This is a genomic window from Paenibacillus sp. FSL R10-2788, from assembly GCF_038003885.1.
In the GTDB taxonomy this organism is placed as follows: domain Bacteria; phylum Bacillota; class Bacilli; order Paenibacillales; family Paenibacillaceae; genus Paenibacillus_AQ; species Paenibacillus_AQ odorifer.
Map to the genome: position 1 here is coordinate 3,775,345 of NZ_JBBOQA010000001.1, position 22,944 is coordinate 3,798,288.

Sequence of the window (22,944 nt, forward strand, 5' to 3'; positions counted from 1 at the left end):
CTATTCGTACTTAGATCTATAACTCTTTTGCCTCTTTATTCTTACCCATTCGTGACGTTTTTTTAAACACCAGGAAGCTAAGGGGCGGAAGAGTCAGCTCTATGCTGTTCACCTGATTGTGCCATTCCAGCTTAACGCTCTTTTGAGGGACATTGTGCAATCCGGAACCGCCGTACTCTACATTTTCGGAGCTAAAGAACTCTTCATATGTCCCAGCCCGTGGCACGCCTATACGATAATTGTGCCGTTCTACCGGTTGGAAATTGATGACAATAAGCAGCGTATCTCCTGGTTTCTTCCCTCGGCGTATATACGAAATCACACTTTGATCATTGTCATCTGCATCAATCCACTGATAACCTTCTTGAGCATGATCCAGCTCCCACAGCGCTTTTTCGGAGCGGTACAGTTTATTAAGTGCAGCCGTGTAGGCAAGCATACAACGATGGCTCTCATAATCCAACAGCAGCCAGTCCAGCTGCTCCTGATCCTTCCATTCGATAAACTGACCGAACTCTCCACCCATAAACAGAAGCTTTTTTCCGGGATGTGAGATCTGATATCCCAGCAGCTGTCTGAGCCCTGCAAACTTCTGTTCATAAGCACCCGGCATTTTGTCTAACAAAGACTTCTTGCCGTGGACAACCTCGTCATGCGATAGCGGCAATGCGTAATTTTCGGCATAAGCATAACATATTGGGAACGTAAGTAAATTATGATGATAAGGGCGCCCACCAAAATCATGTTCTATGTAGCCTAGCGTGTCATTCATCCAACCCATATTCCATTTGTAATTGAAGCCAAGGCCCCCTTCATGCACTGGTGCAGTAACCCCCGGCCAAGCACTGGACTCCTCAGCCATCATCAATGCCTTTGGGAAATAATGAAAGATAGCCTTGTTCAGATTCTGGATAAATTTGATGGCTTCCAGATTCTCCAATCCACCGTTAACATTCCGCCGATATTGATGATCCCGCTTTTCGAAATCTAATCGAAGCATACTGGTAACCGCATCTACACGCATTCCGTCGATATGATAATACTCAAACCAAAACAGCGCATTAGAAATAAGAAAAGAAGAAATCTCCGGCTTACTGAAATCAAACGAAAGTGTCCCCCAGCCTGGTTTTTCAGCTAACATTGGATCGGCATATTCATAAAGTGGCGCTCCATCAAACATACGTAATCCGTGTGCGTCTTTGGCAAAGTGAGCTGGAACCCAATCTAAAATCACACCGATACCTGCCTGATGCAGCTGATCGATCAAATACATCAACTCATGGGGTTCGCCATAACGGCTGGTTGCCGCAAAATACCCCGTCCCTTGATAACCCCAGGATAGATCGTATGGATGTTCTGCCAGCGGCATAAATTCCACGTGTGTATAGTTCAGCTCCACCAAATAAGGAATTAAGAGCTCGCTCATTTCCCGATAGGTGTAGAACTCTCCATCTTCTTTTTGACGCCAGGTACCGAAGTGCATTTCATAAATGTTCATTGGTTGTTGATAAGGCGCTTTGCTTTTCCGACGCCATGCTGCATCTCCCCATCGGTAGCCATCCAGTTCTGCTACTACCGAAGCCGTTGCCGGTCGAACCTCGGCTTTGAAAGCAAAAGGATCCGCTTTTAGGAAACTTGATCCATCTGAGGCAAGAATCCTGTATTTGTAAAAAGTTCCCGGCTGTATTCCCGGAAAAAAACGACTCCAAAATCCTGAATCGGGTATCTTATATAACGAGTCCACGCCCTGTGTTCCGTCCCAATCATTATGATCACCAGCTAGTCCTACATATGTCGCATGAGGAGCCCACACGGTAAAGCGCACACCGGTAACGCCTTCTTCAGCGGCAGTGTGTGCACCCAGCATAGAATAGCTGCGATAATTGGTGCCCTCATGGAACAGATAGATATCAGCAGCTGACGGAAGGGTCTCGATTTTTGCTTTTTCAGCCAATTCTACACCACCTTTTTCAATGTGCTTGTACCTATTACCTTACCCGAATATTACCATTTTGAAAATGTTTTGATGTTAAAAGAAAAGATTTTCTGATAAAGAAATATTAATTGTAATTTTTCTGTTTACAAAGCAATATATTTCACCTATGTCGTTTCAAGCGCTTGTCGTAAGTTTATATTACAAGCATTGACAAAATAATGGGAGGGATAACAAATGAACAACAAAAAAGATTGTATCGCCATGTTATTGGCAGGAGGGGAAGGCCGCAGATTGGCTCCCTTGACTTCCAGTATGGCTAAGCCTGCAGTCCCTTTCGGTGGACAGTATAAAATTATTGATTTCCCGCTAAGTAACTGTGTAAATTCGAACATTGATACAGTAGGTGTTCTGACACAATACGAAGCTGACTCTTTGCATAATCATATCGGTGAAGGCGAGCCTTGGGGCTTAGTTAGTCGAAAGGATAAAGGTGTCACATTGCTTCCTTCAGGTGTTGAAGGCAGAGACAGTTATACAGGAACTGCTGATGCGATTTATAAAAACATTGACTTTATTGATAGCCGCAACCCAGAACATGTGCTCATTCTATCCGGTGATCATATTTACCATATGAATTACCGTAAGATGCTGAATTATCATATTGAAAAAGGAGCAAAAGCAACTATCTCCGTAATGGAGGTTCCTTGGGATGAGGCTAGTCGTTTTGGAGTAATGAACGTAAACGATGATCTGAAAATTTCCGAATTTGCGGAAAAACCTAAAGTACCAAAAAGTAATCTTGCTTCAATGGGTATCTACCTGTTCGAGTGGGCTTATCTGAAGGAGCACTTGTTGCGGGATGCAGCTAATCCTAATTCCAGCCATGACTTTGGTAAAGACGTTATTCCTACCATGCTGGATCAGAATGATGATTTATTCGCTTACCGTTTCAAGGGTTACTGGAGAGATGTAGGTACAGTCGGCAGTCTCTGGGAAGCACATATGGACCTTCTGCAAAAAGACAATGGCATGAAGTTAGACAAGACTCATTGGCCTATGTATAGTCGGGTTCGCCGGAATAAGCTTGCAGTTCATAAACCACGTGTACAGATCCCGTCAACGGACTCTCTCGTGAATGAATCCTGCTCCCAAGAAGGTAGTCTACAACGTTCTGTAGTCTTTAATGGGGTAGAAATCGGTAAGATGAGCCAGATCAAACAAAGTGTTATTATGCCTGGAGCTCGCATTGGTCGTGGAGTGCTGATTGAGAATGCCATTATTGGTGAAGGGGCAATCATTAAGGATGGCGCAGTCATCAAGGGAAGCATAAATAATATCGTTGTCGTTGGACCACATGAGACTGTGGCTGCCAAGCCGGCGGTCCGAAACCAACCTTCCCGTCTGTTTCAGGATGTGTATGAGAAGACAGGACGTTTGCGTGAAGTTCTTCCTTCATAACAACCATTATATAGAAAAATACTTTATATAAAAAGGGGCTGTTGTCCTGGTCGATCATGACCAGAGCAACAGCCCCTTCGGTTGTGCAAAATTAATGATTTTATGAATTACGGCTAGCCGTCCATTCTCTGTCTAATATGCTCATTTCCACACAATCTACATATTGCTCACCGAATAAAGCGGACTCACGTTGAACACCCTCCCGCTTGAAGCCAACAGCTTCATAAGCTTTCAGGGCAGCTGTATTGAAATCGAAAGCGCCTAGAGACAGACGATGCAGGTCCAGACCTTCAAATCCAATTCGAAGCATTTCTTGTATCATCCGTTTACCAATGCCTCTACCTTGAAACTCAGGGTCCACTACTACCCTGCCGATACGTGCAGAACGATTAACCCGGTCAATGGCTGAAAAGCTAATATGGCCCACTACCTGCTGCGTAGCTTCCTGAATTGCAAAGAAGATAAGGCGATCGGATAAGCCTGGATGATTAGCATCCGTTAAGTATTTAACAAGCTGCTCATCGTCTAAAGGATAAGTAAGCGAAGGTCCTGCCCACTGCTTCAGATACTCTGGAGAAACACTCCAGCGCTTTAAGTGTTCAAAATCAGATTCTGATATAAACCTGAGGATCAGACGGTCTGACTCAGCACTCTCCTCAAAATGTTCATATAAGTTCACTAAACGACCATTTCCCATATCGTTAGTGCCCATGTAGTGAAAACCCATGCTCTGATAATAACGATTGAGCTTAATGTTATGTGCCACAGTGTCAAACCTAAGACTCTTACAGCCTAGATCTTTGGCTAGCACTACTGCATATTTAAGCATTTGCTGTCCAAGTCCTCGGCCGCGGTGGGAGTCTTTCACAGCCAATCGGTGCAAATAAGCGTAGGACTTATCATTTTTACTGCCCCAGTACTGTGGATCACTGAATTGCAACGTGAACATGCCAACTACAGCCCCATCGTCAAGGGCTAAATAAACATGTCTGTCAGCGAAATATCCTGCAATATCGGTCTCATTAAATTGTCCGGGTGTCCATTGGTTAATCCCGTTACGCTCCATCCATCCTGCCGCTTCTTGCAACAGCCTCAAGATGTCGTTAACCCGATCAGGCTCTCCACGAACTATACGGATCGAATTCTTCGTTATCCCCATTCCAGGTCACGTCTCCCAATCATCTAATTCAGGAAAGGTAGCTGTAATTTGAGTTACCTCATCTGAGTTAACTTCCGGCTGTGGTTCAGTAAGAGGCAAGATGACGGTTACTTCCGTTCCCTTTCCAAGCTCACTTGCCATATCAAGTGTCCCATTATGAAGTTCTACAATCTGCTGTGAGATCGCTAACCCCAAGCCTGTTCCTCCATTAAGTGCATCCACTTGAAAGAAACGGTCCTTAACTCTGGATATATGCGCTTCACTAATCCCTATCCCGCTGTCTCGTACCATAATCGCTGTTTCTGTAGCAGACAGCCTCTTTGCTGACAATTCAATACTGGAATCTTCATGTGAGAATTTCACTGCATTGTCTACCAAGTTCAAAAATACCTGTTTTAAGCGATTGGCATCCCCTTTAACAAAGATCGCGTCTTCACATTCCAGCAGCAGATGAATTCGTTTCTTTTCCGCTTTAGCCCAAACATTCAGTATCGTCTCTTGTAGCAGTACCTTTACATCTACAACCCCAATCGACAGCTTCATTTGGTTCTGCTGCAGCTTAGAAAAGTCGAGAATTTCCTCCACCAGCCCAATCAGACGTTCACTTTCTTTGGAGATGATGCTGACTCCAAGTTTTGTCTCCTCCGGATCATACCCGCCGGAAACTAAAGTTTCACTCCAGCCCTTGATACTTGTAAGAGGTGTCCTCAGCTCGTGAGAAATGGACGAGATAAAATCATCCTTAATCTGATTGCTGCGCACAATTTCCTGAGCCATATAATTCAGCGTTGAAGCCAAATCACCAATCTCAAATTTATAGTCTCCCTTAATCCGTACGTTGAATCTCCCCTTGGCCATCTGGGCTGAAACTGCCGTAATATTATTCAGCGGCTTCACAATCGAATTGGCCAGTCCGAAGCTAAACCCAACAACTACAGCCATAACAGCTGCAGCAATAGCAGTAGACAATAAGGTAAGATTAAGCAAATCATTATTGATTTCTTCTAGTGAAGTAATATACCTTAGGACATACTTATCCTGTCCATGAATCTGCAGCATTTTGGAAACCGCCATCACGCTCTCATTCGTGCCTGCCTGACGCCCTACCCAGCGTCCAACGCTGCCGCCAACGGCTTCTGGTACATCACTGGTCGTAATGGTCCGATCCGGCTGAAAGCCAGTGGAACTAGTGATGATATCCCCATTTAGCGATAAGATTTCCAGCTCCGTCTTGCTCAATGAGAACCTCTCCAGTACTTCTTGTAGCAGATAGATGCTATTATCGCTTGGTATCATGTTCTTTTGAAAAAACGACTCTGAAACAGAAATGTGATTCTTAATCTTGCTGTATACACTGTCATAATAATATGTTCTGATGGCCAGCAGGAAGATAACTTCTACGAGGAGAAGCGCCAAAAAAACTACAAGAATGTAGTGCAGAACAATCTGTCTGCGCATCCCCTTCTTAATCATTGTCCTTGGCCTTTCCATCTATATCCGTGCCCCCATACAGTCTGCAAAAATTCCGGTTCCGAAGGATTGTTCTCAATCTTCTGGCGTAAGCGCCGGATATTTACATCTACAATTTTGGGATCACCCATATACTCCTTGCCCCACACATGATCCAACAGAAGATCGCGGCTAAGTGGAGTGTTTTCTTTTTCAAGAAAGAATTGAATCAGAGAGAACTCCGTAGGCGTCAGTTCAATGGCTACATTATCACGTTTGAATTGTTTGGTAATAAGATCCAAGCTGAAAGGCCCCGAATGAAAAGAAACCTTGGCCGACTGTTCACGATGCACATTTACACGGCGCAGCAAAGATTGAATACGCGCAATTAGCTCCGTTGGGCTAAATGGCTTACTAACATGATCATCTGCACCTACGGACAAAGCGTAAACTTTATCCTGCTCCTGAACCTTGGCGGTAAGAAAAATAATTCCCAAGCGTTCATTAGTCTCCCTAATCCGTCTACAAACTTCAAATCCATCAATGCCGGGAACCATAACATCCAATAACGCAATATCAATATCAGGTATAGTGGTTAATTTATGCAATGCTTCATTTCCGTCAGCAGCCTCCAGCACTTCGAAACCATTACGCTTCAAATTAATGACTATGAAACTGCGAATGGACTCTTCATCTTCCAATATCAGAACTTTACTCATCTATTCCCTTCCTTTCAATAGGGGAGGCAATCTTATTGCTTCCTTCTTTAGTTGTACTTTGTTCTAGCTCACCACGGTAGCCGATGACTTTATCTGAATCCCGTCCAAGCAGCTCCCAGCCTTCATTCTTAGCCTTATCCCATTCCGAAGGAGAAAAGAAGGAAACCTCAGCAAACGTCTCTCCGGTGTCGGTCATGATGAACTTAAGGTTTTTATCCAGAACAGATTTCGTGTCAATACTTACCTTTCCATGCAGCTCTGGATCAAAATTAATAGTAAAGCGATCCGATGGATCACGATATAGCTGGACTGCAAAGGTTAGGCCATCTTTTCCATCCCATTTATAATAGGAGGTGAAATAAGGAATATCTGCGGGGTCGAAATACTCCCATCCTTTTGGTGCTTCAAGCAATCCAACTTCAATAATGCCATCATGATCAATATCTTCGCTTGCAATCAGACGATCTTTGTAAGTCCTCGTATCACCTGGCAAAACCACGCGCAGCTTGTTATGCTCCATAAGAACAATTAAACTGTAGGCGGATTGGAAATCCACCGAAGCGTCCAATACGATTCCTTCTTTATCTTTGGCAATCTTTCCTGCGACAATATTGTAATAATTAAAAAAATATGGATCGATATCCTCGATCTTATCGAGCACCTTAAAGCCATCATTGTACTGATAGATCGAAATGGTTGCAAATTCATTTCTTTTAAAATAAACAACGGTGATGTCTTCAATTCCATCCTTGTTAAGATCATCAATCATATATTTGGTGTAAGGAAGTGAAAGCACTTCTTCTAATGATCCACTGGAATAGCTATACACGACGAGGCCTTTTTCTTCCCCACGTGAATAACCTGTAATGATATTCAGCTTCCCGTCACCTGTCATATCTTTCAGATCGACGGACTCCAGCATAGTTCCATCCCCATCAAAAACAAGCTTTTTGACCCAGGCATCTCCTTGCTTCTCTAAGATCATCCCGTGAATCTCTACAGCTTCGCTTGGCGTTCTATAGAACACCAACGACTCCATAATTCCATCGTTATTGAGATCCTCTGTGAAAATTGAGCTCTCATCATTAACCGGACGGATCAACTCCGTACCCGCTGGAATATGTGAATTAATAGCAGCCATAAGTGTTGCTTTGTCAGCAGACAGCTGCGGAGCTTTCATCTTCGAAACGGGATCACTGATGAAAGTACAACCCGAAAGTACGGATAACGACAGTGTTGCAGCTGCCAGGCACCTAAGACTTTTTATACTCAACCTCATCACTCTTTTCCTTATCCGTGTCCGAACTTTACAAATTCGCGCGTTCCTGAGACGTTAATCTACGTCCCTTTATATCATGTTTAATTCGTCCATCTTCTAGTACCCATATACGTGAAGCGAAACGTTCAGCCAGTTCAATAGGCAGCACCGTCACTACGGTAAGCCCCGTCTCTTTACATAGTCTGCGCAAAGTTTCCAATACACTCTCTGCCGATTTGGGATCAAGACCCGTAACCGGTTCATCCGCTAGAATTACTTTGGCACCATGAGTTAATGCTCTAGCAATCGCTACACGCTGACGTTCACCACCGCTTAGCTGGCTAGTCTTCATCTTCGCTTTATCTAGAAGTCCAAGGGCATCTAATTCATCCATCGCACCCATATAATCATCTGAACGAACCATCCCTGTAACCATACGCCACATTGGCGTCTGTGCGGACTGGCCGATCAGCACGTTTTTCAGCGCTGTGCGGTTAGGATTGAGCTCAGCATTCTGCTCCAGGTAAGCCCACTCCCGGCGAATTTTTCTTTTTCCGGAAAAGGCACTCGCCATAATATCCGTACCGTCCACTCTAAAATTCCCTCTGTCCCACTTCTCTCGCAGCGCTAAACAGCGTAATAAAGTGGTCTTACCGCTCCCACTCGCTCCAAGTATGGCTACGAGCTCACCCGGCTCTAATTGAAATCCTATATCCTGCAGGACCGGATTTTTATCTTCCCCAACTGCCTTGGCTAAGTGTTCAACTGTGATCATAGTTCAGCCTCTCCCTGTCTTCATCTATAATCTATAGTGTACTCTGAATGTGAGTTCAATTTCCATGCGAGCACTCGTTCTTATCTTACCTCAATTTCTAGGTTGTGGCGAGAATAATAACCCAAGCAAGCCGAACACGATATATAAACCACCCATCAGGGCAAAAATACCGCCGCTTAAGCCCACTTGCAGCAACAAACCACCAATGCCGGGACCAATAATACTGCCAATACTAAAATGGAAAGAAGCAACCACATTGGCAGCAGGCAGTAGATGTCGTGGCAAAATATCCGCGGCCAGACTTAGCCCTAATGAGAAAAAGGAGCCCACTAGTCCTCCTGCGATCATCAGAAGCACCATTGTCAACGTAAAATGGTCACCTGACAGCGGCAACATAGTGAAGGCGATCCCGCCTCCGATCCCGGCAATAATCAGTACCCGCTTGCGGCCAAACCGGTCGCTCCACAGACCTAATGGAAACTGCAGAAGCAGTCCTCCGACCCCCGCAAAAGGCAATAACGCTGCAATTTGATCTGTGCTGTAACCGATACGCAGACCATATACCGGAAAGCTGCTATTTAAGCTGGCTTCCATAAAGCCATATAAAAGGGCTGGAATTAAAGCGAACCAGGCTAAGCTGTAACAACGACCGAAACGGCGAACCTGACTTTCACCACTCTCCGCTTTATCTGGCCGGGAATCCGGCAGAATTGTAGTCACAAGAATTAAGACTAACAAAAATAGAAATGCGAGAACAATAAAAGGCACTGCCTGTCCATAACGCAGCAGACTTATCCCAAGTGGACCCAAGCTGAAACCCAGACCATAGGACATGCCATATAGTGAAAGATTACGTCCGCGATGCTCGGCAGGTGTCATGAGCAGAACCCAAAGCTGGGCCCCGTAATTAATCGCAGCATCGCCCACACCCACAAGCAGACGCAATACAAACCATACCTTGATCCCTGTAAAAAAGGGAAACATGAGCAAGCTTACTAAGACTAAACTAATCCCACCAGCTATCAATTTTTTAAATCCAACCGCTCCAAGAACACGTTCAGCAATCAAGGTCATCCCAAATGATCCTATGTATAGGGCAGCAGCATTCAGTCCGTTCAGTGACGAGGAGACTCCTTTTTGCTCCAAAAGAATGGATAGAATGGGCAGCAACAGCCCTTGGCTAAGCCCCGCGGCTATAGTAGCTGTAATAAGAATCATGAAAGTCATTTTGCTATTACTTCGTATAGATACTTTAAGCCGGTCTGACACGGATGATATCCCCCTATAATAAAAACAATGATGTGATCGAACGCCAATTGGCAAACACCGAACATTATAGTGGACAACCCTCTTCAAAACAAGAGATAATATGTAGAAGTTACGGATTTCTGGGGGTGCATGTTACATGGATTACGAATTAAAAATCGACGTATCGCCGGTTTATGAACTGCTGGACAGTTTTATGATATATGTAACCAGAAAATGGATCTCCAATTTGGACCTCGGTCCCCACTGGGTAAGTGATGTGGAAGATCGCATTACTCCTCATAAAGTAACAGCTCTCATGCAAGCTGCGGAGTGGCCATTTACGGATTATGATGTGTTATATGCTTGGGTTTACAGCCGAGGGCCCGCAACGTCAGTACTGCATTTCCTGGATGATCTGGATTCAGCTTCTATAGAAGAGTGTTATCAGCAGATCGCACCGTTAATTCATGATTTCACCATAGATGAAGCTTCCCGGATCAAGAGCAGCTATAGTCCGCTTCTTAGACTCTGGTATGAGCAATATTTCCGTCATGTTGAACACAAGATTTTACCGTTATTAATTGAAGATGCCTCTGAGAAAAAAATGCTGGAAAGCAAAATGGATCCTATTTCTTTAATTGAATACGCATCCGGTGGTGTAGTTTTCGAGGATATACGGGATCTTAAGACTATAGTATTATTGCCTACCGTTCATAATCGACCAATCAACACCTACTGCTTCTACAAAACTATGGTGATTGTACAGTATCCTGTAGATGTGCCATTGGAAGATGAAAATGAGCCACCGATGGTGCTATTGCGCATGACCAAGGCGCTGTCAGATCCAACCAGACTCCGATTGCTTCGGTATGTCGCCCATGAACCCAAATCTCTATGGGAGATGCAGTCCGATCTAAATCAATCCAGAGAAATGCTTATGCATCACCTAATGATCCTACGCGTAGCCGGTTTACTCCGTATCCATCTTCGCGGGGAACAAGACGAGCGCTTCAGTATCCGTCCAGACGGCGCTTCTGAGCTTCAAATGTTTCTAGAATCTTATATTCACCTATAGAACACTATACAGATACAGATCCAAGGAGTGAGAGATATGAAATACACAACTCAACAGGTAATTTTCGATCTAGATGATACGCTGGTTCACTGCAACAAATATTTCGATTTAATTTTAGGGCAATATTTCGAGCTCATGACTGATTGGTTTAATGAATTTGGCCCAAGCACCAGTGAATTACGCAGCAAGCAAATAGAAATTGATGTTGATACCGTCAACACGAGTGGCCTGGCCAGCGACAACTTTCCCAAATCCTTAATCGCCACCTACCGTTATTTCTGCGGCAAATATAACTGTCCGACAGATCGCTTTCAAGAGCAGCAATTACACAAGCTCGGCCTAAGTGTCTATGACCAAGAAATTGAAGCTTACCCTGGCATGGTTGAAACACTCGATACGCTGAAGCAAGAGGGTCACCATTTATTCTTGTATACTGGCGGGGACGACACCATTCAGCAACGTAAAATTGAACAAATGAAGCTGGATGCTTATTTTGACGATCGTATCTATATTCGGAAGCATAAAAATGTTGAGGCACTTGAAAATATTTTGGCTACCCAAAGCTTTGACCGCAAACGTACCTGGATGATTGGCAACTCGTTACGTACAGATGTACTTCCCGCAGTTACCGCAGGCATTAACAGTATCTACCTGAAGCAACAAAATGAATGGAGCTATAACCTTATCGAGCTGGAGCAAGAGATGCAGCAAGCCGTGATGACTATTTCGTCCATCCACGAGGTGCCTCCTGTCATTCGCTCAGCCGCTAAATTCAAAAACTAATAATCTAGCTACAACGTTACGTAGCATTGTTACAAATGACATATCTACACTACCTACTGGATGATTATACTATTTTTATAGTATTCCTATATTGTCTAGGAGGTGAGATATGAATAAGAAAGTGTCAGCTAAACAATCTCAGACCAAAAGACCTTTGCTTCCCATGATATTAGGTGTCGTTGTTGTGATCCTTCTCGCTGTAATTGTTTTCATCTTAAGCAATAAGACTGATGATACAGCAGATCTACCCAACTACACCGACGTAAAGGGAAGCATTGTTGTTGATGGGCTGAAATATGAGAAGCAACCTCATCTTGGAAGTCCTGATGCCAAAGTTAAAGTTATCGAATTCGCAGATTTCAAATGTCCCGCCTGCAAAATGTGGACTGAAAAGTATCTGGATACTTTTATTAAAGACTACGTGGATACCGGAAAAGTGGAACTTTTCTTCATGAACTTTGCATTTTTGGACCGGGACTCTTATCTTGCTGCTAGCGCCGGCGAAGCCATCTACAAGCAAAGTAACGAGAAGTTCTGGGAATACCTTCATAAGCTGTACGCTAATCAAGGCGATGAGAGCGAAATTTGGGCCACTCAGAAATTCATTTTAAAATTCGTTAAGAATAACATCGAGGGCATTGATTACGCTCAATTTGAAACAGATCTCAAGAATCATACCTACATGTTCGATGTAAAAGAAGACTTTAAGATCGCTGGTTCCTACGGAGTGAACGGTACTCCTAAATTTATGGTGAACGGAGTGCTGCTTCAGGATTCTTCCTATGAAGGGTTAGCAGCAGCGATTGACAAGCAGTAAGCAGCCTTTAACTTGTGCCCTATAAGCTGTTCACTTTGAAAAAAGCGACCTTCTTACAGGGCTTTTTTGTGTCTATGAATTAAAAAAGATGACTTCTGTGATATACAGAAGTCATCTGCTGATTACTTAATTAAGCCACTGCTTATTCTACCAAATGACACACGGCACTATGGCCTTCTGACACGATTTTCCGTTCAGGCTTGACAGCCATACATACATCCGAGGCAAAAGAACACCGCGGATGAAAAGTGCAGCCACTTGGTGGATTGAGCGGTGATGGCACCTCGCCTTGAATCGATACCATCTGCTGCTTCTGCTCCACACTATCCGGAATCTTCAAAATCGAATTTAGCAGGACCTGCGTGTAAGGATGCGTAGGTTTCTTGAACAATTCATCCGCCGGAGCCTGCTCAACCACCTCTCCTAAATAAAGAACCGCGATATCATCACTCAAATACTCCACTACTGCCAAATTATGCGAAATAAAGATATAAGTCAGGTTAAATTCCTTCTGCAAATCCTTTAGTAGTTGAATGACTTGAACCTGAATAGATACATCCAATGCGGACACCGGTTCATCACAAATAAGCAATTTGGGATTCAGTGACAACGCTCTGGCAATTCCAACCCGCTGCAACTGTCCACCTGACAGTTCATGCGGATAAGCGTATTGGACTTCAGAAGGCAAACCGACCCGCTCAAGAAGTTCGAGCACACGCTCATGCCGGCTTACTTTAGTTCCAATTTTGTGGATAGCCATTGCATCTTCAATAGCGTCTCCTACCGTCATTCTCGGGCTAAGGCTCGCCTTGGGATCCTGGAAAATAATTTGCATATCACGGCGCATCGCCCGCAGCTTCTCTTTATTTGCCTTTGATAGTTCAACGTCCTCAAAAAATATTTTTCCTTTGTCAGATTCGAGTAGACGCAAAACCATTCTCCCCAAGGTTGATTTTCCTGAGCCACTTTCCCCAACAAGCCCCAATGTTTTCCCTGCTTCCAGAGTAAAAGAAACATTCTCGATGGCATGCAGCTTTTTTCCTTGTACCCGAAAAGTTTTTGAGACATTCTCTACGCGCAAGAGCGGATTATTGGGCATAGGAAGCGACCTCCTCAGCATGATGGCAGGCGATCTGATGATCGGTGCTAAAATCTCGAAGCTTGGGAACCTCATTCTGACACCGCTCAGTTGTATAGAAGCAACGATCGGCAAATGGGCAGCCGGTCAATGTCTGTGTAAGTGTCTTTGCCGTCTTTGGAATAGGCATTATTTCTTTTCCCTTGTGGCCCACTTCGATAATGGAGCGTTTCAATCCAAGTGAATAGGGATGCGCCGCCTCACTTATGAACTTGTCCGTAGTGGCTTTCTCCATGATTTGGCCCCCGTACATCACGATGATTTTGTCACAAAAGTTGGTCGCAAGGCCAAAATCATGCGTTACCATCACTACGCTCATCCCATGTTTTCTGCGCAATTCCTGCAATAGTGCAAGAATCTGCATCTGCACAGTGACATCAAGCGCGGTTGTTGGCTCATCGGCAATCAATAATTGCGGTTCACATGCCAAAGCAATAGCAATCATGATACGTTGGCGCATACCCCCGGAAAATTCGTGAGGATAACTTTTAAACCGTGATTTGGGATCCGGAATCCCCATTTCATGCAAGAGCTGAATGGTTCGGTCAAAAGCTTCCTTCCGGTTTGCATATTGATGCGTCAGCATGGCTTCCATTATTTGATCCCCGATACGCATGATCGGGTTCAAGCTGGTCATCGGATCTTGAAAAACAACGCCGATGTCACGTCCACGAATATCTTCTAATTGTTTGGGACGCATTTTAAGTAAGTCCTTACCATTAAACTGAGCTGTCCCCGATGTTATTTTTCCATTTTCGCGAATGAGCCCAATTGATGACATCAATGTAACGGACTTGCCGGAGCCACTTTCACCAACAATCCCCAAGGATTCATTTTCATTGATTGAAAAACTAACGCCGTTTACGGCATAAACTTCATCTTCACTGCGGGAGAACTTCACATGAAGGTCATCAATAGAAAGTAGCGGTTCACCCATATTAATTGCCTCCTTTCGGACTGAATGCTTCCTGGAGACCGTCTGCTACAAACAGAAACGAAAGCAAGGTTATTGCAAAGATACCTGCCGGAAAATACAGCAGCCACGGAAAGCCGAGAATATTCTCACTGGCTTGAGCAATCATACTCCCAAATGAAGGGATTGGCGGCCGAAGCCCCATGCCAAAAATACTTAAGCCTGCAATCTGGATGAGATCACCGGGAATCCCGAAGGCAAGAGAGACACCCATACTGCCGATAACATTCGGCAACATATACCTTCTAGCAATATGCGCCTGAGATGCGCCTAACGCTCTTGCCGCTTCCACCATCTCCCCGTCCCGCATACTCAGGACCAGACTTCGGATCAAGCGCGCATACCCCGCCCAGCCCGGAATCCCAATCGCTAGAATCAAAGATAAATACCCACGTCCCAGCATAATGACTAATATCAAGGCGAACAAAAATCCCGGCAAGGTCATCATGAAATCCACAGCACGCATAATAATCATATCGGCAATTCCGCCGCGCAATCCGGCCCATAAGCCCAATATGATCCCGATGATGAAGCTGACCAAAGTCGCGCCAAAGGCAATAATCAAAGCGCTTCGAACACTGAACAAGATCTGGCTGAACATGTCATGCCCCACATTATCCGTGCCAAAAATATGCTGCCATGTCGGCCCTTGATTGATGGCCAAAAAATCTCCCGTGCGATAATCATACGGAGCCACCCAAGGTCCGATAATCCCCGCGATCAAAAAAAGGACAACCCAGACCAAACCAATAACGGCAAGACGATGTCTTTTAAATCGCTTCCAACCTTGATAAAACTGGGATCTCTGAAGATTCTTTTTTCTCTTCAAAGCTACATCCGATTGAGTTGCTGCAACTGTGCCAGCCAATTGCTCCCCCTCCTAGGTTCGTATAGTCTGTGCCGCTTATAATCTGACACGCGGATCAATAAAGGCATAAATAATGTCAACGAGTAAATTCATAATCATAATCATGGATCCCAGCAGAAATACAGATGTAATGGCGAGCGGATAGTCGAAACTGGTAAATGCCGTCTGCATCACCTGACCAAGTGCTGGAATGGCGAAAATTTGCTCCACCCAGATCGTGCCCATCACTGTAAAAGCAAATTGTGGTCCGATGACGGTTATCATCGCAGTCAGCGAGTTTTTGACACCATGCTTAAATATCATCGGCCAATATTTGACACCCTTAGCTTTTGCAGTCCGCATAAAATCCGACCTCATGGTTTCGATCAGACTGCCCCGCATATATCTGGCCACAACACCGACATTTGCCGCAGATAAACAAATAATCGGCAAAATTGCTTGCCTCCAGTGACCCCATCCCGTTACAGGCAGAATCCCTTGAAACACAACACCAAATAACAAAACCATAATTACCGCGAGAACAAATGCCGGAATGGCCTGACCCGTCAATGAGATGGTGCTTACAACATAATCGATCCAAGTGTTACGTTTGAGTGCTGCAATAATGCCAAGCGGAACCCCGATAATTACCGAAAGAACAACAGAACCAAATGCCAAAAGTGTACTGATCGGCAAAGCCTGCTTCAGTTGAGTCGCAATTTGCAAAGACGGATTCTGCATCGAATTACCGAAATCGAAGGTTAATTGATGCCATATATACTTCATGATTTGCTGCCACAGCGGTAAATTTAAACCATACCGGCTTTGAAATTGGTCCATGACTTGCTGATAGAGAACAGGGTTTTGCCCTTGCAGCGGAGCCAGTGCCGTAGCCATGGTATTCGTATTCATGAAACCGCCAGGTGAATAATACATCATGGTATAGCTGACTGAAATGACCAAAATTAAAGTGATAATGATTTGTAAAATGCGCTTTGAAATAAATTTCAATATGGTCAAATTCGACCCTCCTTTACCGATTCGCGGGCACCATAATTGGCGCCCGCGATTGGTAATTATTCAACCCATTTAGGATTATTCTACAGATAAAAGATGCAGCCCATAGAAGTTGCCCCATGCCCAAGGATTTGATTGCACTCCTGTAATGCCGGGTTTTACCAAGAAGTATTGCTGTTGATAATACAACGGAATAGCATAAGCTTCTTCTAGCAGGTTATTAACTACCTTAGCCGCGATAGGAGCAGCGTCTTCGACGGTCAGCGCATTTACGAATTGCGCTTGCCACATTCTCAAATCTCTTAAGGTATCGGATTGATAACCGTTGTAGTATACCTGTACATCAAGTGCATTTTGATTCAACTTGCCACCTGGCGCGTTTGGTGCTACGAAGGTCCAAGCGGTTACAAAGGCGGCATGTTTTTCATCGTTATTTTTAGCATTTTTCCAAAGATCTACAATCTGTTGCCATTGTTCGGCGGCCGTTGGAAGCCCCGGTTGTTTCAGATAAGGCTGCCAATCCGCAGGCTGCTCTGCTGTCCATTTATCCAAAAAGGCGATATCCTCTTTGGCAGCTTTTTCTAATGCTGCCCAGTCGCTCCATTCCACACCGGCGTTCTTATTGTCCGGATCTCCATATTTTTTAATGGCCGGTTTATAATAAGTTTCCTTGGTCCAATCCACGAATTGTTTCGTAGCTTCTAATGGAGCATCCAGCGTTCCTATGGAATATAGTTGCTGCGTTGCACCCATGTCCAAACTTCCTGGTTCACTCCAGTTTGTTGCGCCCGACGCCAGAATAAAGCCTGGTTTTGCATCGCCCTGAGGTCCGCTGTACTGATAAGCGTTAAACTGCGCCTCATTGAGCTGAACTAGCTCTGTTTTGATACCAAGATTTTGTTGCAGTAATTGACCTAACGCCAAAGCGATTTGCTCACCCTGAGCATCTACTTGCTTGACCCCAACATACAGCGATAAGGTTGGCAGACCTTTACCGCCTTCATAACCGGCATCCTTCAATAATTGTTTGGCTGCCTCGAGATCTTCCGGAAGTCCTTGCTCCAGTTTTTCCGTTGGCCAACCTGGTGAAGCAAAGATATTGGTCGCCCCGCCCATGCCGTTCAGCACCGATTCTACGATCGGTTTACGTTGGATCGCTTTGGCGATAGCCTGGCGCACCTCTTTTTTGTCATATGGAGATTCCGTTGTCGGGTTGCTCCAGAGCAAATATTTGATCGCATAAGTCGCTGCAGTATACAACTGGGACTTTAGCTCATCCGTTTTCTTCACGTATTGTAAATCAGACGCGCTTTGGATTAGAACAACATCCGCATGGCCGGACATATAATCCTCCACCGGCACGGTTGTTGCCGGAAGAACATGGATGGTCTCTACATTGCCGTGATTAAGCTGGCCAGCTGCACCTACATAATTCGGATTGCTCACCATGACAAGTTCACCGTTTGGTGTAAAAGATTTAACCATGTAAGGGCCATTGCTCACAAAATTCCCCGGTTCAAACCACTTACCAGGGTTCGCTTCGACCGCTTTAGGATTCATAGGCATCGACCCGGAAAGAACCATATCACCCAGAATCGCGTGAGGCAGCGTGGTCGTAATTTCCAGAGTGTAATCATCAACTACTTTTAGACCAACTTCTTCTTTACTTACAGATCCGGCATGGTATGCATATCCGTTCTTCACAAAATTAAGCACGCTTAGCCAAAGTTGTGCGGTTGTGTTAGCTGGATCCAATTGATACATATAAGAAAAATAAAAATCATGGGCGGTCACAGGATCGCCGTTAGACCATTTGGCATCTTTACGGAGGGTAAATGTCCAAGTTTTTTTGTCGTCGGAGACGGTATAACCTGTCGCAATTTTCGGAACGATTTCATTATCCTGATTGTAGCCATAAAGCCCTTCGAGCAAAGTTCCTTGCCCTACCAGAATTTGTCCTTGCCATTGTGTAGGATCAAGCGTCGGGATCTTTGGATTGAAAACGGTTACCGAACTTCCCGCCTTAATTTCAAGATCAGCAGCACCTTCATTCTTAACTGCCGTTTGACCCACATCACTGGTTGCTTTTACCGAAGTATTGCTATTGCCTGCAGCATTTTTACCGTTCTCATTGGCACTATTAGAGGAATTACTGCAAGCAGTCACAGATAACAAAGAAAATGACAGAAGTAGAGCTAAGAACGCGTTCTTTTTTTTCATCCTCAAGTGAACCCCCTCGTACATAGTCATGAATCTAAAAAATAACATTTTATTTTTTGTTATCTATGATGTTATCCTTCACCTTCTCATGTTTTGCCCCCCTAAATTTAAACTCAGATGTTTGTTTGTGAACTTTCGAATGTCTTCTTTTGAATTTCACTTAGAAAACTAAGAGTAATCGCTTACATTCTAAAATTTTCCACAAAGATTGTCAAGAAAAAATGTTACGTTAGTTAGCATAACTCGTTATAATTAATATAACTTATTTGTTGAATATGAATTTTTCGTTAATATTTTATTAGCTTTTTTAGTTTTATTTCGTAAATAACACTAACTTATTGACGAATTTTAGCTTATTTCTTGTAATGCTGTTATAAACGCTATAGAAGAACAAGTTCTATGAGTTCCATAGAACATAATAAAAAGAGTGTATCCCAGCAGTCATTTTATGACCTTTGGGATACACTCTGAACCATTGAGATATGGGAATCGGAATAAAATACTGCTATCGATACAAAATCAGAATAGGTGGACTCCGCCTCTACCGGAAATTATCTACACACTCATGTAGAAAGGCGTCTAGTGTGCGTGGATCTCTGCCGAGCAAACGCTTCACAGTATCATTTGGACTTTCTGGCACCATCCTAGACATGGTTTGAATTTCCACAACGTGGTTCGCGAGCCAAGGAGGCAGATTCCCATGCTCAATAAGATTACGGAGTAGTACTTGAGGTTCCATGTTGATGTAACTTATCGGCCGATTAAGCAGGGCAGATAGTCGACTCGCGATCTGGGGATAACTGAAAATCTCCGAACCAGTAAGCGTATATATATGGCCTGATACCTTGTCGTTGGTCAGAGCTTCTGCGGCAACGTCTGCAATATCGCGACAGTCAATAAAGTTACACGGTGAAACGCCCATAGAGCCGAAGAAAACATTTTGGGTTGTGATCGTTGGTGCAAAGCGCATTAAATTTTGCATGAACGCATAAGGGCGCAATACGGTATGGGTGATACCCGATTCCCTCAACGTGTTCTCAATTACTTGATGCCAGCCCGCCACTGCCACTGGAGAGCTCTGCTCAAAGGCTGGACTGGATATTTTTACGATGTGTTTGATTCCAGATTCGGTGGCAATCTGAATGATTGAGGTTTCCAATTCGATTTGTCTTGGACTGTTGGACATGGCAAGGAAGAGCTGGCTAGCACCTGTAAACACGCGTCGCAGCGATTCAGGATCGGAAGCATCTACCCTTGCGACCTCAGTAGTCGATCGGCCTTTCTCTCCGATTTGATCACGCAACTTCTCTGGCTCTCTGCTCAGCGCCCTGACAGGTACACCAAGATCAACCAAACGTTCCAAAAGCGCACTTCCAATCGTACCTGTTGCTCCCATAATAACTATCATTTTTATCTTCTCCTTTTGGATGAAAAATTAGTTGTGACAGCAAGTCGCCACCGCCATGTCACTATCGTGCTCGCTATGAATCCAGACAACGGGAAATCGATCCAGACACGATTTACCCAGGCCAAGTGATTACTCGGATACATAATTTCTACTACAACAGATGTCATCCATGCAGCGTATAGCCCAAATGAGGACCCGGCCATTGCGAATAATCCTACCACAATCAAGTGAGGTGCACCGATGACCCATCGCAAACGGCCCACTCGGCTGTGCAACAAAAGTCCAATCATCAAGGCCATCAAGGCCGATGCACCGCCAATAGTAGTCAACGCCGCTATTTGAAGCCCCCTATCTACAGTAACCAATCCCCCGATACCTGCCATAATGGCAGGAGCAGCATAGGCCATTACAACTTCACGCCATAGTACAAAAGTCTTTTTCTTGGAACCAACAGCCTTGATGCTGTAAACATCTTCTGTCTGATTCGGGTATTTCATCTGGTTCATTTAGTTGCTCCCTTCTTCTTTGAAATAGTTCAACGATTGATTTCAGTAAATTATAATTAGGCACCTAACTATATAAGAGTAAAAAAAGGCTAGCTTCACTAGCCCAATTCTACTCATTACTGATGTTTCCCTTTGGTTTCGAGCCTAATTCGCCCGTAAGTGCTGAAATGCCCTGTGTAACTCGACCCAGCAAGTCGAGAAATACGCTGCGTTCTTCGATGTTGAGCAACCCCACCATCGCTTCCAACCGAGCGAAATGCTCAGGAGCCATTTCACGGAGCTTCTTCGCTCCTTCTTCCGTTAAAACGACTGATTTCTGACGGCCATCGTCTGAGCTTAATCGCCGAGATACTAGCCCATCTCGTTCAAGAATGTCGATAAGACCAGTCACTGTAGCACGTGTAACGCCTAGATGCTCCGCTAATTGCGAAGGCAACTCTTCTCCTTCGTTATCTTCAAGATCTGCCAATAAACGATAACGCCCTGTTGATAAACCGAATCTAGAGAAATGAATCTCAGAGGCGTGTCCAAGCATGGCTCCCGCTGCCATTAGCCTAGACGCGACGAGTATAGCCTGTGCGTCTATGTCTAGGTTATAACGATCAATCTGACGCTTGGATTGTACAAGCGAGGGAATAGCCTCAATGTCGTTTATTTTTTTATTATTGTTGTTCATATATGTAGTATGGTCCCTAACTACTTTTGTGTCAACTCATTTTTTTATAACTCGTCAACCCTGGAGTTATACAGTTGGATTTGGTTGTAACTCTATATTTCTCCCAAAGCTCGATCAATCGACCTTCAAGCTCTTCAATTCAAGAGGTCCTTTGCAACAAAATCTGTTGATGCTAGCTCATACCATGTGTGACGATAATTTTCCAGAGACTGCTTACTCCATCCTGTCTCTACGAGAATTCTTTTGGCACCTACAGCTGCAGCTGCAAGCATATCTGTTGAACCTACATCACCAAAACGCGCCGTCGTATAGTGAATATTGTGCTCTTATTTTCTAAAGTAGTAGAAGTTCTGTCCGCATCAATCTACTATTCAAATTTTAACTGAAGCGAATCACAAATTGGCATATAGCCTATCTTTTGATAGATGCTATTAGATGTGGGATTTGCTAAGTCCGTATATAAGACGCACTTAATAAACCCTTTATCCAATGCAAGTTGGCTTATTTGCGCCACAATTGAAGTAGCGTAACCCTTTCCGCGCTCATATGGAGGGGTATAAACAAATGCCACGCCAATTGCCGTCTGCATTTCCCTTGTATATCCTGCCATAGATACGGGTATCCCGTTGTCCTCTAAAATATAGAGTTTCTTCGATGCTATTCGGTAGAGGTAAGGGTCTGCATCTTGCGGGATGGACATTTCTGTTTTACCATAATTCCCCGCTGCATAAAATGCTTCAGCCCAGTATGGGAAAAAGTGAATATCCTTTTCATCTAGCAATCGAACGATACCAACCTTTTGAATGTCTGGATTTACTGCAGTAAGTTCATATATACGTTGGCTCATCATTGTTTTAAAGGATATTCCCTTGCGCAAGGTATATTCTTTGGCAAAATACTCTGCCAAGGTTTTTTCGGTCATCACACCTGGAATTTCACGGTCTTTCAGCCCATCTATCAGACAGTTTATAGCTTCTGGGTTTATTATGTTGTCTGTTGCATAAAGCGTAATATTGTGTGGCGGTGTCATTATGGCGGTAAGTTGTATGCCCCTAGAATCTGAAATAGTTACCATAAGCCAATTTACAGGGTCACGCCAGTCTGTTTTGTCTTTTCCTTCATGCCCAATTATGATATTGCCAAGAGGAATCAAATTTTGTGCTTCATGACGCATCAGCATACCATAGGTATCATTGTAAAACTCATGCACATCCGTATACAACTTGAATTGCATTGCAATATCACCCTTTCATCTGCTCAACGTTTTTCCAGATTTTTCGAACTAATCGTTCTTCTTACAGTTTGTTGATTTTTCGCCTGCCAATTTAATAATTAATTAATGAAGACGCAAAAAACCCCATCCCATTAGGGACGGAGTTGCTCCGCGTTACCACCCTGATTGACGTTTATAATAAACGCCCTCTTAGCCATCGTCCAACAACGATGCTTCTTTGTAACGGTAGAATCCCGGTCCCATCTACT

Annotated in this window: 21 protein-coding genes and 1 other annotated feature (1 of these 22 only partly in view); of the genes, 4 read left to right on the plus strand and 17 right to left on the minus strand. The window is 44.1% G+C overall.

Features of this window, described 5'->3' with window-relative positions; translation table 11 throughout:
- Positions 1 to 16: 16 nt before the first annotated feature.
- The gene (gene glgB / locus NSQ50_RS16735) at positions 17 to 1,954 is read right to left on the minus strand and encodes a 1,4-alpha-glucan branching protein GlgB (protein WP_076144762.1); all 1,938 of its coding nucleotides are present in this window, start codon (positions 1,952 to 1,954) and stop codon (positions 17 to 19) included.
- Positions 1,955 to 2,170: 216 nt separating this feature from the next.
- Between glgB and NSQ50_RS16740 the strand changes: the two genes are divergently transcribed.
- On the plus strand, positions 2,171 to 3,394 hold the full coding sequence (locus tag NSQ50_RS16740) for a glucose-1-phosphate adenylyltransferase (RefSeq protein WP_076144760.1): 1,224 nt from the start codon (positions 2,171 to 2,173) through the stop codon (positions 3,392 to 3,394).
- A gap of 100 nt (positions 3,395 to 3,494) precedes the next feature.
- Here the strand turns inward: NSQ50_RS16740 and NSQ50_RS16745 are convergent, their stop codons facing one another.
- The 6 genes from NSQ50_RS16745 to NSQ50_RS16770 form a co-directional block, all read right to left on the minus strand.
- A complete protein-coding gene (locus tag NSQ50_RS16745; RefSeq protein WP_081390266.1) occupies positions 3,495 to 4,553 on the minus strand; it encodes a GNAT family N-acetyltransferase in 1,059 nt (352 codons plus the stop codon).
- Positions 4,554 to 4,559: 6 nt separating this feature from the next.
- A complete protein-coding gene (locus tag NSQ50_RS16750; protein WP_051491526.1) occupies positions 4,560 to 6,026 on the minus strand; it encodes a HAMP domain-containing sensor histidine kinase in 1,467 nt (488 codons plus the stop codon).
- Positions 6,023 to 6,721, minus strand: a complete 699-nt coding sequence (locus NSQ50_RS16755) for a response regulator transcription factor (protein WP_036687642.1) — start codon at positions 6,719 to 6,721, stop codon at positions 6,023 to 6,025. Before NSQ50_RS16755 ends, NSQ50_RS16750 begins: the two co-directional genes overlap by 4 nt.
- Positions 6,714 to 7,994 carry a hypothetical protein gene (locus NSQ50_RS16760; RefSeq protein WP_235219555.1) on the minus strand — a complete coding sequence of 427 codons (1,281 nt, stop codon included), beginning with the start codon at positions 7,992 to 7,994 and terminating at the stop codon, positions 6,714 to 6,716. The genes NSQ50_RS16755 and NSQ50_RS16760 overlap by 8 nt, the downstream gene beginning before the upstream one ends.
- A 34-nt stretch (positions 7,995 to 8,028) precedes the next feature.
- The gene (locus tag NSQ50_RS16765) at positions 8,029 to 8,754 is read right to left on the minus strand and encodes a phosphonate ABC transporter ATP-binding protein (protein WP_036687647.1); all 726 of its coding nucleotides are present in this window, start codon (positions 8,752 to 8,754) and stop codon (positions 8,029 to 8,031) included.
- A gap of 90 nt (positions 8,755 to 8,844) precedes the next feature.
- Complete coding sequence (locus NSQ50_RS16770; protein ID WP_438361439.1) at positions 8,845 to 9,981, minus strand: MFS transporter; 1,137 nt, start codon at positions 9,979 to 9,981, stop codon at positions 8,845 to 8,847.
- A 178-nt stretch (positions 9,982 to 10,159) separates the two neighbouring features.
- Between NSQ50_RS16770 and NSQ50_RS16775 the strand changes: the two genes are divergently transcribed.
- From NSQ50_RS16775 to NSQ50_RS16785, 3 genes are all read left to right on the plus strand, one after another.
- The gene (locus NSQ50_RS16775) at positions 10,160 to 11,077 is read left to right on the plus strand and encodes an ArsR/SmtB family transcription factor (RefSeq protein WP_036687649.1); all 918 of its coding nucleotides are present in this window, start codon (positions 10,160 to 10,162) and stop codon (positions 11,075 to 11,077) included.
- 36 nt (positions 11,078 to 11,113) lie between these two features.
- A complete protein-coding gene (locus NSQ50_RS16780; RefSeq protein WP_076141995.1) occupies positions 11,114 to 11,860 on the plus strand; it encodes an HAD family hydrolase in 747 nt (248 codons plus the stop codon).
- A 109-nt stretch (positions 11,861 to 11,969) separates the two neighbouring features.
- Positions 11,970 to 12,677: a DsbA family protein gene (locus NSQ50_RS16785; RefSeq protein ID WP_036687653.1), complete on the plus strand. Its 708-nt coding sequence runs from the start codon at positions 11,970 to 11,972 to the stop codon at positions 12,675 to 12,677.
- A 142-nt stretch (positions 12,678 to 12,819) separates the two neighbouring features.
- Here the strand turns inward: NSQ50_RS16785 and NSQ50_RS16790 are convergent, their stop codons facing one another.
- From NSQ50_RS16790 to NSQ50_RS16835, 10 genes are all read right to left on the minus strand, one after another.
- On the minus strand, positions 12,820 to 13,776 hold the full coding sequence (locus tag NSQ50_RS16790) for an ABC transporter ATP-binding protein (RefSeq protein ID WP_076098781.1): 957 nt from the start codon (positions 13,774 to 13,776) through the stop codon (positions 12,820 to 12,822).
- Positions 13,766 to 14,752, minus strand: coding sequence for an ABC transporter ATP-binding protein (locus NSQ50_RS16795; RefSeq protein WP_036687658.1), 987 nt, complete (start codon positions 14,750 to 14,752; stop codon positions 13,766 to 13,768). Before NSQ50_RS16795 ends, NSQ50_RS16790 begins: the two co-directional genes overlap by 11 nt.
- Position 14,753: 1 nt before the next feature.
- Positions 14,754 to 15,656 carry an ABC transporter permease gene (locus NSQ50_RS16800; protein ID WP_080742512.1) on the minus strand — a complete coding sequence of 301 codons (903 nt, stop codon included), beginning with the start codon at positions 15,654 to 15,656 and terminating at the stop codon, positions 14,754 to 14,756.
- Between the two features lie 36 nt (positions 15,657 to 15,692).
- Positions 15,693 to 16,655: an ABC transporter permease gene (locus NSQ50_RS16805; protein ID WP_036687660.1), complete on the minus strand. Its 963-nt coding sequence runs from the start codon at positions 16,653 to 16,655 to the stop codon at positions 15,693 to 15,695.
- Positions 16,656 to 16,730: 75 nt separating this feature from the next.
- Complete coding sequence (locus tag NSQ50_RS16810) at positions 16,731 to 18,872, minus strand: peptide ABC transporter substrate-binding protein (RefSeq protein ID WP_052097081.1); 2,142 nt, start codon at positions 18,870 to 18,872, stop codon at positions 16,731 to 16,733.
- Between the two features lie 541 nt (positions 18,873 to 19,413).
- Positions 19,414 to 20,280, minus strand: coding sequence for an SDR family oxidoreductase (locus NSQ50_RS16815; protein ID WP_076098778.1), 867 nt, complete (start codon positions 20,278 to 20,280; stop codon positions 19,414 to 19,416).
- 2 nt (positions 20,281 to 20,282) lie between these two features.
- On the minus strand, positions 20,283 to 20,786 hold the full coding sequence (locus tag NSQ50_RS16820) for a hypothetical protein (protein ID WP_178420224.1): 504 nt from the start codon (positions 20,784 to 20,786) through the stop codon (positions 20,283 to 20,285).
- Between the two features lie 109 nt (positions 20,787 to 20,895).
- Positions 20,896 to 21,462 (minus strand): MarR family winged helix-turn-helix transcriptional regulator, encoded by a 567-nt coding sequence (locus tag NSQ50_RS16825; RefSeq protein WP_036687664.1) that lies wholly within the window; start codon positions 21,460 to 21,462, stop codon positions 20,896 to 20,898.
- A gap of 134 nt (positions 21,463 to 21,596) precedes the next feature.
- Positions 21,597 to 21,779, minus strand: a complete 183-nt coding sequence (locus NSQ50_RS16830; RefSeq protein ID WP_256715430.1) for an HAD hydrolase-like protein — start codon at positions 21,777 to 21,779, stop codon at positions 21,597 to 21,599.
- A gap of 50 nt (positions 21,780 to 21,829) precedes the next feature.
- The gene (locus NSQ50_RS16835) at positions 21,830 to 22,684 is read right to left on the minus strand and encodes a GNAT family N-acetyltransferase (RefSeq protein ID WP_339279318.1); all 855 of its coding nucleotides are present in this window, start codon (positions 22,682 to 22,684) and stop codon (positions 21,830 to 21,832) included.
- Positions 22,685 to 22,826: 142 nt separating this feature from the next.
- Positions 22,827 to 22,944, minus strand: a binding site (T-box leader); it runs 117 nt beyond the window's last position.

Excerpts from the sequence above, each read along its gene's own strand:
- NSQ50_RS16820 (WP_178420224.1), bottom strand. The coding sequence starts at position 20,786 with ATGAACCAGATGAAATACCCGAATCAGACAGAAGATGTTTACAGCATC.
- NSQ50_RS16810 (WP_052097081.1), bottom strand. The coding sequence starts at position 18,872 with ATGAAAAAAAAGAACGCGTTCTTAGCTCTACTTCTGTCATTTTCTTTG.
- NSQ50_RS16795 (WP_036687658.1), bottom strand. The coding sequence starts at position 14,752 with ATGGGTGAACCGCTACTTTCTATTGATGACCTTCATGTGAAGTTCTCC.
- NSQ50_RS16780 (WP_076141995.1), top strand. The coding sequence starts at position 11,114 with ATGAAATACACAACTCAACAGGTAATTTTCGATCTAGATGATACGCTG.
- NSQ50_RS16765 (WP_036687647.1), bottom strand. The coding sequence starts at position 8,754 with ATGATCACAGTTGAACACTTAGCCAAGGCAGTTGGGGAAGATAAAAAT.
- NSQ50_RS16790 (WP_076098781.1), bottom strand. The coding sequence starts at position 13,776 with ATGCCCAATAATCCGCTCTTGCGCGTAGAGAATGTCTCAAAAACTTTT.
- NSQ50_RS16775 (WP_036687649.1), top strand. The coding sequence starts at position 10,160 with ATGGATTACGAATTAAAAATCGACGTATCGCCGGTTTATGAACTGCTG.
- NSQ50_RS16815 (WP_076098778.1), bottom strand. The coding sequence starts at position 20,280 with ATGATAGTTATTATGGGAGCAACAGGTACGATTGGAAGTGCGCTTTTG.
- NSQ50_RS16750 (WP_051491526.1), bottom strand. The coding sequence starts at position 6,026 with ATGATTAAGAAGGGGATGCGCAGACAGATTGTTCTGCACTACATTCTT.
- NSQ50_RS16825 (WP_036687664.1), bottom strand. The coding sequence starts at position 21,462 with ATGAACAACAATAATAAAAAAATAAACGACATTGAGGCTATTCCCTCG.
- NSQ50_RS16785 (WP_036687653.1), top strand. The coding sequence starts at position 11,970 with ATGAATAAGAAAGTGTCAGCTAAACAATCTCAGACCAAAAGACCTTTG.
- NSQ50_RS16770 (WP_438361439.1), bottom strand. The coding sequence starts at position 9,981 with ATGACTTTCATGATTCTTATTACAGCTACTATAGCCGCGGGGCTTAGC.
- NSQ50_RS16755 (WP_036687642.1), bottom strand. The coding sequence starts at position 6,721 with ATGAGTAAAGTTCTGATATTGGAAGATGAAGAGTCCATTCGCAGTTTC.
- NSQ50_RS16740 (WP_076144760.1), top strand. The coding sequence starts at position 2,171 with ATGAACAACAAAAAAGATTGTATCGCCATGTTATTGGCAGGAGGGGAA.
- NSQ50_RS16745 (WP_081390266.1), bottom strand. The coding sequence starts at position 4,553 with ATGGGGATAACGAAGAATTCGATCCGTATAGTTCGTGGAGAGCCTGAT.